At 64.8% G+C, this 15,334-nt stretch carries 12 protein-coding genes; 6 read left to right on the forward strand and 6 right to left on the reverse strand.

Features of this window, described 5'->3' with window-relative positions; genetic code table 11:
* Positions 1 to 188: 188 nt before the first annotated feature.
* Genes ACSFA0_RS12965 through ACSFA0_RS12975 form a run of 3 tightly spaced genes read left to right on the forward strand, consistent with a single transcriptional unit; the run spans position 189 to position 3,272 of the window.
* Positions 189 to 515 (forward strand): SDR family oxidoreductase, encoded by a 327-nt coding sequence (locus ACSFA0_RS12965; protein ID WP_435450570.1) that lies wholly within the window; start codon positions 189 to 191, stop codon positions 513 to 515.
* Positions 512 to 1,981, forward strand: coding sequence for an RAD55 family ATPase (locus ACSFA0_RS12970; protein WP_435450571.1), 1,470 nt, complete (start codon positions 512 to 514; stop codon positions 1,979 to 1,981). The genes ACSFA0_RS12965 and ACSFA0_RS12970 overlap by 4 nt, the downstream gene beginning before the upstream one ends.
* Before the next feature lies 1 nt (position 1,982).
* Complete coding sequence (locus ACSFA0_RS12975; RefSeq protein ID WP_435450572.1) at positions 1,983 to 3,272, forward strand: hybrid sensor histidine kinase/response regulator; 1,290 nt, start codon at positions 1,983 to 1,985, stop codon at positions 3,270 to 3,272.
* Between the two features lie 112 nt (positions 3,273 to 3,384).
* On the opposite strand, the gene ACSFA0_RS12980 is transcribed toward ACSFA0_RS12975, so the two are convergent.
* Together ACSFA0_RS12980 and ACSFA0_RS12985 are read right to left on the reverse strand one after the other, a co-directional pair.
* Positions 3,385 to 3,768 (reverse strand): hypothetical protein, encoded by a 384-nt coding sequence (locus tag ACSFA0_RS12980; RefSeq protein ID WP_435450573.1) that lies wholly within the window; start codon positions 3,766 to 3,768, stop codon positions 3,385 to 3,387.
* 553 nt (positions 3,769 to 4,321) lie between these two features.
* Positions 4,322 to 5,254 carry a hypothetical protein gene (locus tag ACSFA0_RS12985; protein WP_435450574.1) on the reverse strand — a complete coding sequence of 311 codons (933 nt, stop codon included), beginning with the start codon at positions 5,252 to 5,254 and terminating at the stop codon, positions 4,322 to 4,324.
* Between the two features lie 159 nt (positions 5,255 to 5,413).
* On the opposite strand from ACSFA0_RS12985, the gene ACSFA0_RS12990 reads away from it, so the two are divergent.
* Complete coding sequence (locus tag ACSFA0_RS12990) at positions 5,414 to 6,100, forward strand: recombinase family protein (RefSeq protein ID WP_435450575.1); 687 nt, start codon at positions 5,414 to 5,416, stop codon at positions 6,098 to 6,100.
* 110 nt (positions 6,101 to 6,210) lie between these two features.
* Here the strand turns inward: ACSFA0_RS12990 and ACSFA0_RS12995 are convergent, their stop codons facing one another.
* From ACSFA0_RS12995 to ACSFA0_RS13005, 3 genes are read right to left on the reverse strand one after another with little or no spacing between them, the layout of a single operon-like run.
* On the reverse strand, positions 6,211 to 9,387 hold the full coding sequence (locus tag ACSFA0_RS12995; RefSeq protein ID WP_435450576.1) for a type I restriction endonuclease subunit R: 3,177 nt from the start codon (positions 9,385 to 9,387) through the stop codon (positions 6,211 to 6,213).
* The gene (locus ACSFA0_RS13000; protein ID WP_435450577.1) at positions 9,384 to 10,652 is read right to left on the reverse strand and encodes a restriction endonuclease subunit S; all 1,269 of its coding nucleotides are present in this window, start codon (positions 10,650 to 10,652) and stop codon (positions 9,384 to 9,386) included. The genes ACSFA0_RS12995 and ACSFA0_RS13000 overlap by 4 nt, the downstream gene beginning before the upstream one ends.
* On the reverse strand, positions 10,652 to 12,196 hold the full coding sequence (locus ACSFA0_RS13005) for a type I restriction-modification system subunit M (RefSeq protein WP_435450578.1): 1,545 nt from the start codon (positions 12,194 to 12,196) through the stop codon (positions 10,652 to 10,654). Before ACSFA0_RS13005 ends, ACSFA0_RS13000 begins: the two co-directional genes overlap by 1 nt.
* Positions 12,197 to 12,383: 187 nt before the next feature.
* On the opposite strand from ACSFA0_RS13005, the gene ACSFA0_RS13010 reads away from it, so the two are divergent.
* Together ACSFA0_RS13010 and ACSFA0_RS13015 are read left to right on the forward strand one after the other, a co-directional pair.
* Positions 12,384 to 12,887, forward strand: a complete 504-nt coding sequence (locus ACSFA0_RS13010) for a hypothetical protein (RefSeq protein ID WP_435450579.1) — start codon at positions 12,384 to 12,386, stop codon at positions 12,885 to 12,887.
* Positions 12,888 to 13,088: 201 nt separating this feature from the next.
* Complete coding sequence (locus tag ACSFA0_RS13015) at positions 13,089 to 13,691, forward strand: glutathione S-transferase family protein (RefSeq protein ID WP_435450580.1); 603 nt, start codon at positions 13,089 to 13,091, stop codon at positions 13,689 to 13,691.
* A 21-nt stretch (positions 13,692 to 13,712) separates the two neighbouring features.
* Here the strand turns inward: ACSFA0_RS13015 and norR are convergent, their stop codons facing one another.
* A complete protein-coding gene (gene norR / locus ACSFA0_RS13020; RefSeq protein ID WP_435450581.1) occupies positions 13,713 to 15,332 on the reverse strand; it encodes a nitric oxide reductase transcriptional regulator NorR in 1,620 nt (539 codons plus the stop codon).
* Positions 15,333 to 15,334: the final 2 nt, after the last annotated feature.

The raw sequence follows: 15,334 nt of genomic DNA on the forward strand, positions 1-15,334 counted from the left end.
GCTCGGACCCCGGTCCCGTTCAACCGCTTGGCCGTACCATCCTCGTGGCAGCTGCCATGGACAGGCAACAGAGCACTTCACACCTGCGCCGGAGGGCCATGCCAAGCGATACAGTTAAGCGAGAGATTTCGCGGTGCGCAGGCCATGACCTTCCCTCCTCAGAAGTCGCCCGATCCATCATCAGCGCGTTGAAGTCGCTGCATGGGGAACTCACGATGGTGGTCGGCGTGCTGGCGGCTTCCTCGCTGATTGCCCATGCCGTGCATCGCACCCGCGCCACGGTTGGATGGACCCTGGCGGCGTCGTCGGTCGTGACCGACAAGACATTCGAGGCGTTGTACGACGACCTGGCTGCGAGGTCGCCGGCGGGCTGCCGCGCGGCGGGTGAATACCTGCTTCTCGCTCTGGTCGATCACCTCATCTCCCTGATCGGGCGGCCCTTGACTCGGCGCATGCTGCATTCCGCCTGGAACCTGCCCGATGCCGAACTCACTTCTCACGAGAGCCTTCAATGATTGACAATGTTGTCATCCAGCGCTTGCCCACAGGCGTCCCGGGCCTCGATGCGCTCCTGACCGGAGGGCTCGCCGAGTTCTCCTTCAACCTGATCGCGGGAGCGCCCGGCTCGGGCAAGACCACGCTCGCGCACCAGATCATGTTCGCGTTGGCCAACCCCGAGCGCCGCGCAATCTTCTTCACGGTGCTGGGCGAGCCGCCCCTGAAGATGCTGCGCTACCAGCAGCAGTACAGCTTTTTCGATGCGGCCAAGGTCAACGAGTCGATCCGCTTCATCAACCTGGCCGATGAGCTGGTGTCCGGTGACTACGACCGGGTGCTCGCGCGGATCGTGGAAGAGGTGGAGCGCTTCGAGCCCTCGCTGGTCATGGTCGATTCGTTTCGGTCGGTGGTCCAGGCCGCGCGAGTCGTCGGCAAGGACGAACTCGATCTCCAGCGCTTCGTCCAGCGGCTCGGGATGCTGCTGACCACGTGGCAGGCCACCACCTTCCTCATCGGCGAATACGTCGCCATGGAAGCGGAGGCGAACCCGATCTTCACCGTTGCCGACGGCATCCTGTGGATGGCGCAGAGCGTCGAGCGCAACTCGATGGTCCGCAAGATCCAGATCATGAAGATGCGCGGACACGCCACGATCCCGGGGCTGCACACCTTCCGCATCAGCAGCGACGGCGTGCAGATCTTTCCTCGTACGATCACCAGCGGCCACATACCGCCCGACAACATCGGCAAGCAGAGCACGGTGCCGGCCCGGCTGTCGATGGGCGTCCCGCTGCTCGACGACCTGATGGGTGGGGGCTTGCCGGCCGGCTACTCGCTGCTGGTCTCCGGTCCCTCGGGGTCGGGCAAGTCGCAACTCGCGGCGGCGTTTCTGGCCGAAGGTGCGCGCGTCGGCGAAAAAGGCGTGCTCGCCGCCTTCGAGAAGAGCCCAGCGCGTTCGCACAAGGTCAAGCTGGACGAGCTGATCGCCAGCGGGCAGGTCGGCGTGATCGACACGCGCGCGCTGGACCTGTCGATCGACGAGACGCTCTATGCGCTGACGCAGATGATCGAACGCACCGGCGCGAGCCGGGTGGTGATCGATTCGCTCTCCGGCTTCGAGCTGGCGCTGGCGCCGACTTTCCGGGAAGACTTCAAAGAGTCGCTGCATCGCATGATCGCGGTGCTCACGGGCCTGGGCGTGGCGGTGCTCCTGATTTCCGAACTCGAGGATCGCTACACCGACCTTCGCTTCAGCCCGTACGGCACCGCTTTCCTGACTGACGCGATCATCGTGCAGCGCTATGTGGAACTCCAGGGCCAGCTGAAGCGGGTCATGGGCGTGGTGAAGGTGCGGAACAGCGCCCACAGCCATGATCTGCGGCCCTACGAGATAACCGATGCGGGGCTGGTCATCGGGGCGCCGGTTCCGATCATGGACGCCATGCTGACCGGGCACCCCCGGCCGCTCGGCCCCTGGGCCTGAGATGAACCGCGGGCCCCGTGACAGCCGCACGTCGGCCCCGGTCTCGGCCAAGCAACGGCTGCGGGACATGCTAGAAGCCAATGCCCACCTCGTGCGCGCGACCCTCATGGCCGAGCAGCTCGGAGAGATGGCGAAGCGGGCCAAGCGGCAGCAGGACGAGTTCATCGCGATGCTGGCGCACGAACTGCGCAACCCCCTGGCCCCCATCCGGAGCGCGGCGGCGCTGCTGGAGCGGCTCGAGCCGGTCGATCCTCGGGTCAAGGCCATCAGCGACATCATTGGCCGACAGGTGGCGCACATGGCACGCCTGCTGGACGATCTGCTCGACGCATCGCGGGTGACCAGCGGCAAGGTCAGCTTGCGCCGAAGACCGACCTCGGTGGCGGAGTTCGTGGACGAGGCGGTCGAGACTACCAGTTCCCTCATCGAATCGCAGCGCCAGACGCTCACGCTGACGCTGCCGCCGTCGCCTCTCTATGTGAACGGCGACCCCACGCGCCTGGCGCAGGTCGTCGGCAACCTGCTGCACAACGCCAGCAAATACACTCCGGACGAGGGCACCATTGACCTAAGCGTTCGACAGGACGGGAGCACCGTGGTGCTGTGCCTGAAGGACAACGGCGGCGGTATCGCCGAGGAGGCGATCGAGGGCATCTTCGATCTCTTCACGCAGGAGGAGCGATCGCTCAGCCGCAGCCACGGCGGTCTGGGGGTCGGGTTGGCGGTGGTGCACAGCATGGTGCAACTGCACGGTGGGTCGATCGCGGTGCACAGCGACGGCGTCGGTCGCGGCACTGAGTTCACGGTTGTTCTCCCGCGCATCGACCATGTCGCCGAACCTGCTGTGGTGCCCACGGGCGAGCCCGGGTTTGTGGCCGCGCGCGTCCTGGTCGTCGACGACAACCAGGCCGCAGGCGACATGCTCGCCATGCTGTTGCAGGTGTCCGGCCATGAGGTAGAGGTCGCTCGCGACGGGCTGACCGCCCTCACCGCCTTCGTATCGCAACGGTCGCAGGTCGTGCTGTGCGACATCGGCCTTCCCGACCTAAGTGGGTTCGAGGTCGGAAGGCGCATGCGCCTCGAGAAGAACGAGAACGACCTCGAACCGCTGCTGATCGCGCTCACCGGGTATGACTCACCCGCCGACCGGGCGAGAACGCTGGCGTCCGGCTTCGACTGCCACGTGGCCAAGCCGGCGGACTTCGAGGCACTCCTCGAACTGATCCAGGCGCACTTCGCCGTGCGATGCCCGAATGGCGCCGAAGGTTGGAGGGCTACGCTCAGCAGCTAAGGTGTGGACCACGCCTACCGCCGAATGATCGTTCTCCCGCTTGGTACGAGCCCACCTGGAACCGCTGAGTGGGATGGCCACGTCGCGGCCCTGCACGCGCCCCGTGCCGAACCTAGCTGGCGACCAGAGCAATCACGGTCCGGCCACTGAACACCAGCGGGGCCACCTCCCTGTCACCAGTCAGGGCTCGGCAGTGGCGAATCAAGTTCACTTCGGTGGTCGTCAGCTGGAGCGGATTGATGATCGCTTCAATGGCTTCGAGCATGCCGGGGCAACGCTCTGCCATCACCTGGCGGAGGACCACCGCGGAGTCCAGGTCCAGCGCGCCGGCAAGTGCCTCCACCTTGTTGATCGGAAGCGAGAGTCGGCCGGCCTTGATCATCGAGATCGTCGTGATGCTGGGGTAGTTGAGGGCTCGGGCGAGCGCCTCATCCGTGAGAGCGAGCTCGTCTTGGCGAGACTCGATGAGGGCCGGGAGGGTAGATGGTGCTTTCATGGGATGACCTTTGTCGTGCTCTGCAACAGCGCAGAACCCGATGGTTTCACCGTGTGCTTGGACCCGCCCCACCCCTGACGAACTATGCGAGACACCAGGCCCCAGTTGGAGCACTCCCCCTATAAGGCTAGCGGTTGGACACCGAGGAAAAACGCCGACAAGGGCTTCCCACAACTGCCTTGACCTGCAGGGGTGTCAAGGTTACGTGTTGCACCGCAATTGACCGGTCGGTCCTGGTGTAGCCGCGGTAGTCTGCTGGGACGCGGGCTCGTGCTCACCCCGTACAGCACACCGCACCTAAAAAAGACGCTGACCGTCAGACCAATCGAGGCTCAAGAGGCGATACCACATGCTGACCGACTTGGGGCCCGTGGCGATGCGAACCTGGTTGAGCATGGTGATGCAGGACCGTACGGGTGCCCAAGCAGTGACACCGGCTCTGGTCCAAGAAATGCGCCCCGTTATACCCACCGTTTTCGCCGAGCGAAAGTTGTTAGTAATCAATGACTTACCGTCCATCGGACGGGACGATTGCTCCCTTTTCTTCCCTGGTCTAGGCCATGCGGCGTTCGAGGGAACGCAATGCTGTTGCGATCTTACGGTTGGCGAGAACGTCGCGCTTGAGCACATAGTCACCACGAGGAAGCTGTTGGCGCGCACGGCTCCTCGCCCGTTGAGCAGCCAAATGCAAGGTGTCTGACGGAAAGTTCATGTCCGGGGCGAACTTTCCGACTCCTGCTCGTGCCCACGCCTGCCCCATGCGTCGTTCCAGCCTGGCTAGGTCCGTCTGGTTCCGCTCATTTCGGGCACGCACTTCGGGGTGATCGATGAATCGGAAATGCTTAGCGAACATTCTCCGGTAAGGGTAGTCACGAAGCGCGAGCAGACGCTCAAGCCCAAACTCGTCAGCCATCAGCCCCCCACGCATGATCGACACTTCAGCCCTGATGCAGTGGCGCTCAAGAGGCAACGGCTGGTGTTGATCCCTTCGCTTGAGGTACACCTTCGACTGCATGTAGTCGCCCCGATGACCGTAGAGCAGCTGCGACTCGGGTGCTGGATACCTGGTGTGAAACGGCTTCGGCACCTGCCCCGCTCCGGTCACAGCTCCGCGAAGGCCGTAGCCCCAATAGGTCGCATCCTCCGGGCGAAATCGCCCTGCCACGGCGTGGAAGGTCTGTTGCAACAAGTCCTCCCGCGACGCCAGCGCCACGCCCTTCCGCGGCGCGAAGTCGACGGCGATTTCCAGTCTCATCAGCATCGGGTTCTCAAGGGTCTCCGACACCTTCATCACGTCAGCCCGCGTCGGGTCATGCACCGTTAGGTTGAAGGAGGTCTTATCTTGAGGGTCGCGTACCCAGTTGCTCTTCCCATCAAGGGGAGGAAGGGGCATCTTCACGGGGCAGAAGACAGTGAAAAAATCGAGGCGCGCGCTGCACGTCAACTGATCCCAAGCGAACGACGGGGGCGGCCCTTTGAGGGGCATAGGGGACTCTCCAGCGGGTCGCGGTTGGTCGCGGTCGAGCCCGGAGAGGCCGTCACTGCGAATAGTGGTTGACCGATCTCACGGGCGTGATAGCCGAATGCGGTCAACGAGACTGACATGATATTAAACCAACGTCTAGTAACTCGGTCACCAAGCGACATGCTGCCCCAGCCAGCCCGGACCTTCGTCACGTACTACCGCGTGAGCACCCAGCGCCAGGGGCTCAGCGGCCTTGGACTTGATGCACAGCGCGAAACCGTTCGGCAGTTCCTCGATGGGGCTGGCGCTCAGGTGGTCGGTGAGTTCGTGGAGGTGGAGTCCGGGCGCAAGTCGGAAGTGGGTCGACCCGAGCTCCGCAACGCGCTCGCCCTCGCCAAAGCCAGGGGCGCCACGCTGCTAGTGGCCAAGCTCGACCGGCTGAGCCGGTCAGTAGCCTTCGTCTCGGCGATGATGGAGTCCAAGGTCAAATTTATCGCGTGCGACATGCCCGAGGCCAACGAACTGACCATCCACATCTTGGCGGCGGTTGCAGAGCACGAGGCAAAGCGCATCAGCCAGCGCACCAAGGACGCCTTGGCAGCGGCGAAGGCTCGTGGGGTCATCCTGGGAGCCGCCGGCCCGGCCAACCTCAGGCCGAACATTGAGGCGCGGCAAGCCAAGGCGCGGGACTTCGCGGGTAAGGTCGCCGGTATCTTCATTGGATTCCATGCGCGCGGGCTGAGCCAGCGGCAAATGGTCAGTGAGCTCAACAGCCTCGGCCTCAAAGCCCCCAGAGGCGGGGGATGGTCGCTATCGCAGGTGCAGGCAACTCTAAAGCGTATTCAAGTTTCATCTGCGTCAGGCTGACGAGTCGAGGTCGTGAAGTTAGGGGCTCGATGTCGGCGCCAGTGATCTAGCAACGCAGCCCCTGTGCACTTGCTCGCTGTGCGCCCGGCGCCGGTCTAATCAAGTGGCCCTCAGCGGTTCACACTAGCGTAGTGGTCATACACGTGAGCGTAGGCCCTGGCGACCTTCTCGAACCTGATCTCCTTTGAATACGGAATTGGCAGCCCGCGCATGACGACCTTCAGGGTCTGCATCACTCCCGCCTTCGCCTGCTGCTTCTCACGCCAGTCCAACACCAGCTTCTCCCGCTTCAGAGTCGCCAGCAGTTCCTTGCACACCTTTTTGACCTCCGCCTCCTCGGCCTTGGTCAGCACCGGTTCGGGCTTGGTCAGGATGTCGAACAGCGCCAGCTCCTCCTCGGTCAGCCCCTCCGAGATGGCGCGCTGGTCCTCGGCTGAAAGTGCCTGGGCGAAGTCCTTCAGCTCGGCGAAGAACGCTTCGATGTTCTGGCTGCCAGCGTTGTAGTCGTCGATCAGCTTCTGGAACTTCTCGGCCAGGTCCATGCGTGATGCATTGGCCGCAACCATCTGCGACAGCTTGCCTTCGATCAGCGCTTTCAGCTTCTCGGCCTCGGTGCGCTTATGGCCATGGGCGAACTTGGCCTGCAGTGCGGCGAAGTCGATCTCAGACAGGTTCACCAGCGTCTGCGGATTATTGGCCGGGCCGATGCGGTAGCCCTCGGTAGCGATGGAGTCGTTAAGCAGGGTCTCCACGTCGCCCATCACTGAGGTGATGTCCGGCGGGTCGCCCAGCGCCTTGATCTTGGCCGCCAGGTACGACACCAGCACCGACAGCGGCGCCAGGTCATTGGCCAGCTGGTCGGGCAGGATGGCCTTGAACAGCCGCGCCACCCGGCTGGCCAACTGCAAAAAGTGCTTCTTGTCTGCCTCGGTAGCCAAGACGGCTTCCACCGCGTCGTCGATCAGGCCGATGCGCACAAAGCCCTGCGCCGCGGCGATGGTCTCTAGCGTCACGCCGCGCATCTGCGCGAACCCTGCCACTTCGTTCAGCGCAGATTGCAGCGCCGCCACAAGCTCGGCCTTGTCGAGGATCGGCCCGCCCTGCTGCGCGCCACCGGCTGCCGGCCGCGCGTAGGTGGCCAGCGCACTCTGCAGCGCGCGGAAGATGCCCACGTAATCCACGATCAGGCCCGACTGCTTGCCCGGCGCCACGCGGTTGGCACGGGCGACTGTCTGCATCAGCGTGTGCGCCCTCATGGGCTTGTCCAGGTAGATCGTCGAGCAGGTCGGCACATCGAAGCCGGTGATCCACATCGCACAGACGAACACCAACCGCAGGTCGTCCTTCTCGTCCTTGAACTTCTCGTCCAAGCTGTCCTTCAGCATGCGCTGCCGGTGCGGCACGATGTCCAAGCCCTTGGCCTTCAGGTCTTCCACCTCGTTCTGGCCCTGGCTCACCACCACCGCCATGTCGGTGGTTCCCATAAGGTGGATGCGGGCGATCAGCGCCTCACGCGCCTCCCCCTGGGCCGGCTCCAGCGCCGCCTTCAGCCGCTTGATCTCGGCTTTCCAATGCGCCTGCACCTTGTCGTACATGCGCACCGCGGTGGCCTTGTCGATGCACACCATCATCGCCTTGCCGCGGTAGCCTCGGCCCGTGAAGTGCGCCACCAGGTCCTTGGCGATGGCCTCCAGCCGGTCTTTGCGGGTGATGATGTGGTATTCGCGGCCGAACTCGCGCTCCAGCTTCTTTTCCTGCGCCTCGTCCAGCTCGGCCGCTTCCAGCAGTTCTTCCAGGTCGCGGTTCAGCTCCTGGTTGGTGAGCTGCACCTCGGGAATGCGGTTCTCGTAATACAGCGGCACCGTGGCGCCGTCTTCGATCGAGCGTGCGAAGTCGTAGACGCTGACATAGTCGCCGAATACCTCGCGCGTGCGCTCCTCCTCACCCTTGATCAGCGGCGTGCCGGTGAAGCCGATGAAGCCGGCGTTGGGCAGCGCGTTGCGCATGTTCAGCGCGAAGATGTCGTACTGGCTGCGGTGTGCCTCGTCGGTGATGACGATCACATCCGAGCGGTCCGACAGCTCCGGGTACGGCTGGCCGGGAACGTTCCTGAACTTCTGAATCAGCGTGAAGATGTAGCGCTCGTTGCCGCGCAGCAGCTCCTTCAGGTGCTCGCCGCTGGTGGCGCGCACGTCCTCGCGGGCGGTGGCGCCGGTGGCCTTGAAGGTCTTGCTGATCTGATCGTCCAGCTCCTCGCGGTCGGTCACGATCACGAAGGTGCAACTGCCCAACACCTTGCGCAGCACCTTCTGGGTGAAGAACACCATCGACAGGCTCTTGCCCGAGCCCTGCGTGTGCCAGAACACGCCCAGGCGCTTACGTTCCGTCTTCTCGGTCTCGCGCAGCTCCACCAGGCGTGCGATGGACTTGTTGACGCCCAGAAACTGGTGGTTCTTGGCCGTCTTCTTGATCAGACCGCCCTTGCCTTCCTCGAAGATGGTGAAGTTCTCGATGTAGTCGAGCAGCCGCGCCGGCTCCAGCAGGCCGCGTAGCGCGCGCTCCAGGCTCACCTTGCCGGCCTCGTCCTCGTCGGCCACGCGCTTCCAGTCGAAGAAGTGCTCCCAGCCGCTGGTGAGCGTGCCCACCTTGGTGTCTGAGCCATTGCTCAGCAGGATGAAGGCGTTGGGGTGGAAGAGCTGCGGCACGCTCTGGCCACGGTAGTCGCGCAGGTTGTCGTCGAAGGCGCTCTTCAGCGGCACGGCCGGCTTCTTCAACTCGATGAACACCAGCGGCAGGCCGTTGACGAAGCACAGCAAGTCGCAACGGCGGCGATACATGTCGCCGGCCACCCACATCTGCGACGCCAGGAAGAACTCGTTGTTGGCCGGCATGGCCCAGTCGATCACGCGCAGGGTTTCGATGCCGTGCCCGCCGTGCTCGTCGGGCACTTTCACCTTCACGCCGTCTTTCAGCAGCCGGTAGAAGTCGCGGTTGGCGTTGACGGCGATCTGCTTGGAGCGGTCCTGCGCAAGCTGCTCGACGGCCTGCGCGTAGGCATCGGCCGGCAGGCCGGGGTTCAGTGCCACCAGCGCCGCGCGCAGGCGGCGGGTCAGGATGACCTGTGATTCGCTCTCGCGCCCCTCGCTGCCCAGTGCCCCGAACGTCTCGGCGTACAGGTTCTTGAAGCACCAGCCCAAAGAGGTCAGCAGGTCGATCGCCGGCATCTCGACGAGCGCCTGTTCGCCATAGCCGGCAGAAACCTCCTTGACGCCGGGCTGGGGGGTCATGCGGCGAGGGCCTCCGGCTCAGGCATGGCCGATACGTCAAGCTCGCCGGAGATCAACTTCGGCAGAAGCAGGTCGCGGGCGGCTCGTAGGTTGCGGTTCTTGCGCTCAAGGCAAAGCACCAAGTCCATCATCGGCCCGACCACGCCCTCGAACGCCGCTGCGGTTGGTGTTGCTGGCACGACGAGCTTGACCTTGCGGAATACGCCCTTCGCGATCTCCTTGAACGTCGCCCCAGTCGCTAGGGCCTCAAACTCGCCTTCGTTTGCCTTTAGCCAATGAAAGAGTAGCCACAGCGGCATGCGGTCCGAGGGCACGCAGACGATAAAGCCCTGGTTCGTGCAGGCGGGCGTCGTGTTCACTGCGATCACGCCCAGCGTCGCGCGACTGGTCATCATCACGGAGTTCGCCGGGAACAGCTTCGCAGAACTCTTGGCGAGCCCCAGCGCCGTAATCTTGCTAGCGCTCTCTTCCATGAACACGGTTCTGACGGCGGTCAGGTCAGTGGGCGAGTACCAGTTGATTTCGCCGTCGTCCCAGTATCCGGACTCAGTCTTTGACGGAGTACCGCCTCCGAGCGTTTCGGTCACGTCCTCCACGACCTCGATCGCCCACCCCTCCGGCACCAACCCCAACTCGGACTCGACCATCCGCAAGCCCTCGTGCCCGGGGAAGCGGAAGCGGACGAACCACTCCTCGTAGATGCGCCGGGCCATCTCCTCCAGGATCGCGATGCGCCGCGTGTTGTTCTCGATCAGGTCGTCGTAGGCGGAGAGGATCGAGGCGACTCGCTGTTGAACCTCGACTGGCGGAGCGCCAATCGGGAACTGCTTGATGCTTTTGCCGTTCAAGTTGCGTTGAGCCCCGCTGATCGCCAACTTCAGAATCGCGGGCTTGAAGTAGACCAACGAGTACATCAAGAATTTCGGGTCGCACTTCTGCGGGTCCGCCAGCATCGCGCAGCAGGCTTGATTTGTCGCGGCTGGTGTTCTGACCAGTCCGACCGAGCCCATCGTCTTGCCGTCGCCGTACATAGCCAGCAGAACCGTCTCCGGTGGAAACACCTTCGCCGATGATTCGCGCACCGCGGCTGGAGTGATTCGCTCAGCGATGTCATCGACATACCAGCCACGCAGTTCACCGGTCTTGATCCACGGGATCGATCCATCGTCGTAGTACGCTGGATTGCTTCTGGACGGTGTTCCTCCACTCGTCACTCGCGCGCAGAGATCCTCAATCGGGACGGCCGGCCAGCGGGTCTTCAGCATCAGGCCCTCGCGAGAAGCGCGCCGACGTTTGAAGCGATCTCGGCCTCAAGCGCTCGCGCGTCGACGTTGAGCGATTCGAGTTGCTCGTTCAGCTCCTCAAGCCGCTCCGCGAAGACAAACTCATCAGCGACCCTGGCTCCGACGCCCACGTACCGCCCCGGATTGAGGCTCCAGTCCTGAGCCTCGATCTCGGCCAGAGTCGCAACCTTGCATAGGCCCGCCACGTCGCGGTACTTGCGGCTGGGAAACTGGCCGTCGAGCATTGCCTGCGTGTTTGCTTCGAACTCAGGAGCCTCACCTCGGTAGAGCCGGACGATGTTCGCCAGAAACTCCAACTGCTCTGGCGTGAACTCGCGAATGGAGCGCGTGACTTGCCTGAACATCGTTCGGGCGTCCAGGAACAGCACCTCGTTCCGATTCGGACCGCGTGACTTGGCCCGATCGAAGAACCACAGGGTGCAGGGCAGCGTGACGGTGTAGAAGAAGTTCGTGCCGATCGTGACCAGCACGTCTACAGCGCCGCTCTGGATCAGCTTCTTGCGGACCTCCAGCTCGCTGCCGCGCGCATCGCCGGCCGAGTTGGCCATCACGAAGCCGGCGCGACCGTTCTCATTGAGGCTAGCCGCGAAGAGCTGGATCCACAGGTAGTTGGCGTTGTCGGTGGTCGGCAGGCCCAGCGCGAAGCGGGGGTCGTCCCTCAGCCGGTCCTTGTCCACACCGGAGACGTTGAACGGCGGGTTGGCCATCACGAAGTCGAACCGGCCCGGAGCCTTGTGCGGGTCTTCGTAGTAGGTGTTGGCCTCGCGCACGTCACCTGAGAGGCCATGCACCGCTAGGTTCATCTTGGCCAACTTGACGGTGTCGCTGGCCTTCTCGGTGCCGAACACAGTGAGTTCGCGGGTGGCGTTCTTCTGGTGGCGCTGCACGAAGGCGGCGCTCTGCACAAACATGCCGCCCGAGCCGCAGGCCGGGTCGAAGATGCGGCCGTGGAAGGGCTGCAGGATCTCGACGATCAGCCGCACGATGCTGGTGGGCGTGTAGAACACGCCGCCCTTCTGGCCCTCCTTCAGCGCGAAGTTGCCCAGGAAGTATTCGTACACCTTGCCGAAGGCGTCGCCCTCCAGGTCCAGCGGGGCCAGCAGGCGCAACAGCTCCACCAGCGTGGCGTTTGGCAGCAGGTTGTAGCCGCGCGGCAGCACGCCCTTCAGCTCGGGGTTGTGCTCTTCCACCAGCGCCATCGCAGTCGCGATGGCCTTGCCCAGGTTCGCGCCCTCCGTGAGCGTGAGCAGGTGCGAGAAGCGTGCCTCGTCGGGCAGGTAAAGCACGCCCTCGGCCTGGTAATCCATTGGCTCGCACTCATCAGCTGGAATGCCCTTAGCGTTGAGAACGACCGCGCATTCGCTGAATCGCTTGTCAGCGTAGCGTAGGAAGATCAGACCGAGGACCGGTGTAGAGAACTCCGAGGGCTTCAGGCCGGTATTCGCCCAAAGCTGATCTGCGGCTGCCCATAGGCGGTTCTCAATGGCGACGAGGTCTGAGGACATACTCTCCGAGAATTTACGATTGTGGTTACAGAGTATCGCCGCTGCTCAAGACAGCGAAGCAGGGCTAGGGCGAACACGAGGAAAGGGCACAAACGCTCAACCCCGAGCCCCCCCCCGCCGAGCTCACCACAGGGCAGCGTCATCCCACTACCTACCATTGCAAGCTCATCTGTCACAGGAACGCAACATGAAAACACTGCTCGTGCCGATGATTGTCGGCACAGTCATCGTGGCGGGCGCACTAGTGTGCAAGCTCGCTGTAGGCGCCCGATGGTCGGCGTTTCATCAGCGTGTTGTGGCGGTCGCCACCTTCGCGTTCGGTGTTTACCTAGCAACGCTCACGGGCACGGCCACGCAGTTCGTCTTGCCAGGGTTTGGCGCCATCGGGCTCGGCGCCGCGGCTGGCAGTGCAATCGGCTTTGGGACCTTCCTGATGATTGGAGTGGTGGGCGTTGCCACCGGAGGTGTCGGATTGGCGATCGGCGCAGGGGCCATGACTCTCATCGGCGCTGGAGTAGGAGCAGCGGGTGGCGCAGCGGGCGGCTTCGGCTTCCGGGTGATCAGCTACCCGCTCGTCAGCTGGTGGATCTGGGCGCCACTCTTGATGCTGGGTGTTTATCTGTTCGTCGCGGCGAAACGTAAGAAGCGCGAAGTACTTCCGCCTGCCGCCTGCACAGACGCCGCCGACTAGGCTCAACACCGGCCGGCGGCTCAGCGAAGCGAGGCGAGCTAACATCCTGGCTGAAAACTGTACAAACCACCGATACAAAACCCTTTCCACCCCTGCGCCGTACCTATGCAAGAATTTTGGAGCGGGTTCCCTTCACCCGCTCCACTTCTCCAGACCGCCGGGGCCGGCCGGATCCGCTGACCGGGTCCCGCATCGTTGTCCATGCCGACCCTCTTCAGTTCGCCTCCCTCCCCCTTCGGCCGCAAGGTCCGCATCGCCATCGACGTGCTCGGCATGACCGACCGCATCTCGGTACTCACCGCCGACACCAACAACCCCGACGATCCGCTGCGGCGCCACAACCCGCTCGGCAAGATCCCCACGTTGCTCCTCGACGACGGCGACACGCTGTTCGACTCACGGGTGATCGTCGACTACCTCGATGCGCTGGATGGCCGCGGCCTGCTGATCCCGGTCGGCCCCGAGCGTATCGGCGTGCTGCGCGAACAGGCACTGGCCGACGGCATCCTCGAGGCGGCGCTGCTGCAGGTGTACGAGCGCCGCTACCGCCCGGCCGAGCACCACGTCGAGTCGTGGCTCGAGCTCCAGCGCGGCAAGGTGTCGCGGGCGCTCGACGCGTTTTCCGCGCGCCTGCCGGTCGCGCGCGCCGCAGTGCCGAGCATCGGCGAGATCACCCTGGCCTGTGCGCTTGGCTACCTCGACTTCCGGCTGGCGGGCACCTGGCGTGCGACGCATCCGGCGCTGGTGACGTGGCTCGACGGTTTCGCACAGCGGGTGCCGGCCTTCGGGCGCACCGCGCCCTGACGGGGCCCGGCGGCCCGCCGTTCAACGGCCGCCGACCGGCGGATTTGTCCGTGCCTCGGGGCGTTGCATCGACACCCCGAGCCGCTTGGCAAGCCGCACCAGATTGCCACGGTCGATGCCGAGCGCGCGCGCTGCGGCCGCCCCGTTGAAGTCGTGCGCTGCCAGCGTGTCGAAGACGAGCGTGCGCTCGAAGGCCAGCACGGCATCGCGCAGGCTTTGGCCTTCGCCTCGAAAAGGCGCGACGGGCGGCGACATGGCCACGGCTTCGTCGACCGCTTCGGCCGACGCGCCACCGGCTTGGCCCGGCAGGTCCATGTCGACGGCCTCCAGGCTGAGGATGCGTGGCCGCTGCGTGTGGCGCCCCAGTGCCTTCAGCACGCTGCGGCCCAGCAGATGCTCCAGCTCCCGCACGTTGCCCGGCCAGTCGTAAGCGAGCAGCGCGGCCTGCGCGCCGGCGTCGAGCCGCAGACCGCCCAGCCCGAGGCGCGATCGGCTCTCCTCCAGGAAGAAGCCGGCGAGCAGCAGCACGTCGCGCCCGCGCGCGCGCAGCGGCGGCACCGGCAAGGGATAGACGCTGAGCCGGTGGTAGAAGTCGGCGCGCAGCCGTCCGGCCCGCACCTCGTCGGCCAGATTGCGATTGCTCGCCGCGATCAGGCGCACGTCGACATGGTGGTCGCGGTCGGAGCCCAGCCGCTGCAATTGCCCGCTCTGCAACACGCGCAGCAATTTGGCCTGCACCGGCAACGCCAGCTCGCCGACCTCGTCGAGAAAGAGCGTGCCGCCGTTCGCCAGCTCGAACTTGCCCGGCCGCTCGCCCACCGCCCCGGTGAAGGCGCCGCGCACATGGCCAAAAAGTTCGCTCTCGACCAGCGTGTCCGGCAGCGCGGCGCAGTTGAGGCTGATCATGGGTCGCGACGCACGCGACGACGCGGCGTGCAGCGCCTCGGCGACGAGTTCCTTGCCGACGCCGGTCTCGCCCTGGATGAGCACCGGCAGGTCGCTGCCGGCGACCAGGTCGATCTGTTTGAGCAACTCACGCAGCGCCGGGCTGCGGCCGATCAGGCTGCGGGCACGTGGCGCTGCGGCCTGCCGGAAGCCCTCGGCGCGCAGGCTTTCGCGCTCGACGCGGGACTCGAGTTGCGCGATGCGGCCCGCCACGCTGACCGTGGCTGCGGCGAGATGGCCGAAGGATTGCAGCGTGGCCAGGTCGGCCTCGGAAAACCGGTCGGGGTCGAGCGCGTCGAGCGTCAGCAGGCCCCAGGGCCGGTCGTCCAGGCGCACGGTGCAGCCGACACAGTCGTGCACCGGCAGGTGGCCGTCCAAGCCGTCGACCAGTCCGTCGTACGGGTCCGGCAGTGGACTGTCGGCCGGGAAGCGCAAGGGCCCGTCGGTCTGCAGCAAGGCGGCGAAGCGTGGGTACTGGTCGATGCGAAAGCGCCGCCCCAGCGTGTCGGCACTGAGCCCGTCGACGGCCAGCGGCACGAGCACCTCGCCTTCCAGCCGCAACAGCGCGGCGGCGTCGCACGGCAGCAGCACGCGCACGGCCTGCAGCAAGCGCCGGTAGCGCTCGGTTGCCGGAAGGTCTCGGGCGAGGTCGCCCACGAGGGGGATGAGGGACTGAAGCAGCGGATTCGTCGTCATCG

The sequence above is a fragment of the Variovorax restrictus genome (assembly GCF_051216715.1).
In the GTDB taxonomy this organism is placed as follows: Bacteria; Pseudomonadota; Gammaproteobacteria; order Burkholderiales; family Burkholderiaceae_C; genus Variovorax.

Coding starts and splice junctions, on each gene's coding strand:
- ACSFA0_RS12970 (WP_435450571.1), top strand. CDS start 512: ATGATTGACAATGTTGTCATCCAGCGCTTGCCCACAGGCGTCCCGGGC.
- ACSFA0_RS12975 (WP_435450572.1), top strand. CDS start 1,983: ATGAACCGCGGGCCCCGTGACAGCCGCACGTCGGCCCCGGTCTCGGCC.
- ACSFA0_RS12980 (WP_435450573.1), bottom strand. CDS start 3,768: ATGAAAGCACCATCTACCCTCCCGGCCCTCATCGAGTCTCGCCAAGAC.
- ACSFA0_RS12985 (WP_435450574.1), bottom strand. CDS start 5,254: ATGCCCCTCAAAGGGCCGCCCCCGTCGTTCGCTTGGGATCAGTTGACG.
- ACSFA0_RS12990 (WP_435450575.1), top strand. CDS start 5,414: ATGCTGCCCCAGCCAGCCCGGACCTTCGTCACGTACTACCGCGTGAGC.
- ACSFA0_RS12995 (WP_435450576.1), bottom strand. CDS start 9,387: ATGACCCCCCAGCCCGGCGTCAAGGAGGTTTCTGCCGGCTATGGCGAA.
- ACSFA0_RS13000 (WP_435450577.1), bottom strand. CDS start 10,652: ATGCTGAAGACCCGCTGGCCGGCCGTCCCGATTGAGGATCTCTGCGCG.
- ACSFA0_RS13005 (WP_435450578.1), bottom strand. CDS start 12,196: ATGTCCTCAGACCTCGTCGCCATTGAGAACCGCCTATGGGCAGCCGCA.
- ACSFA0_RS13010 (WP_435450579.1), top strand. CDS start 12,384: ATGAAAACACTGCTCGTGCCGATGATTGTCGGCACAGTCATCGTGGCG.
- ACSFA0_RS13015 (WP_435450580.1), top strand. CDS start 13,089: ATGCCGACCCTCTTCAGTTCGCCTCCCTCCCCCTTCGGCCGCAAGGTC.
- norR (WP_435450581.1), bottom strand. CDS start 15,332: ATGACGACGAATCCGCTGCTTCAGTCCCTCATCCCCCTCGTGGGCGAC.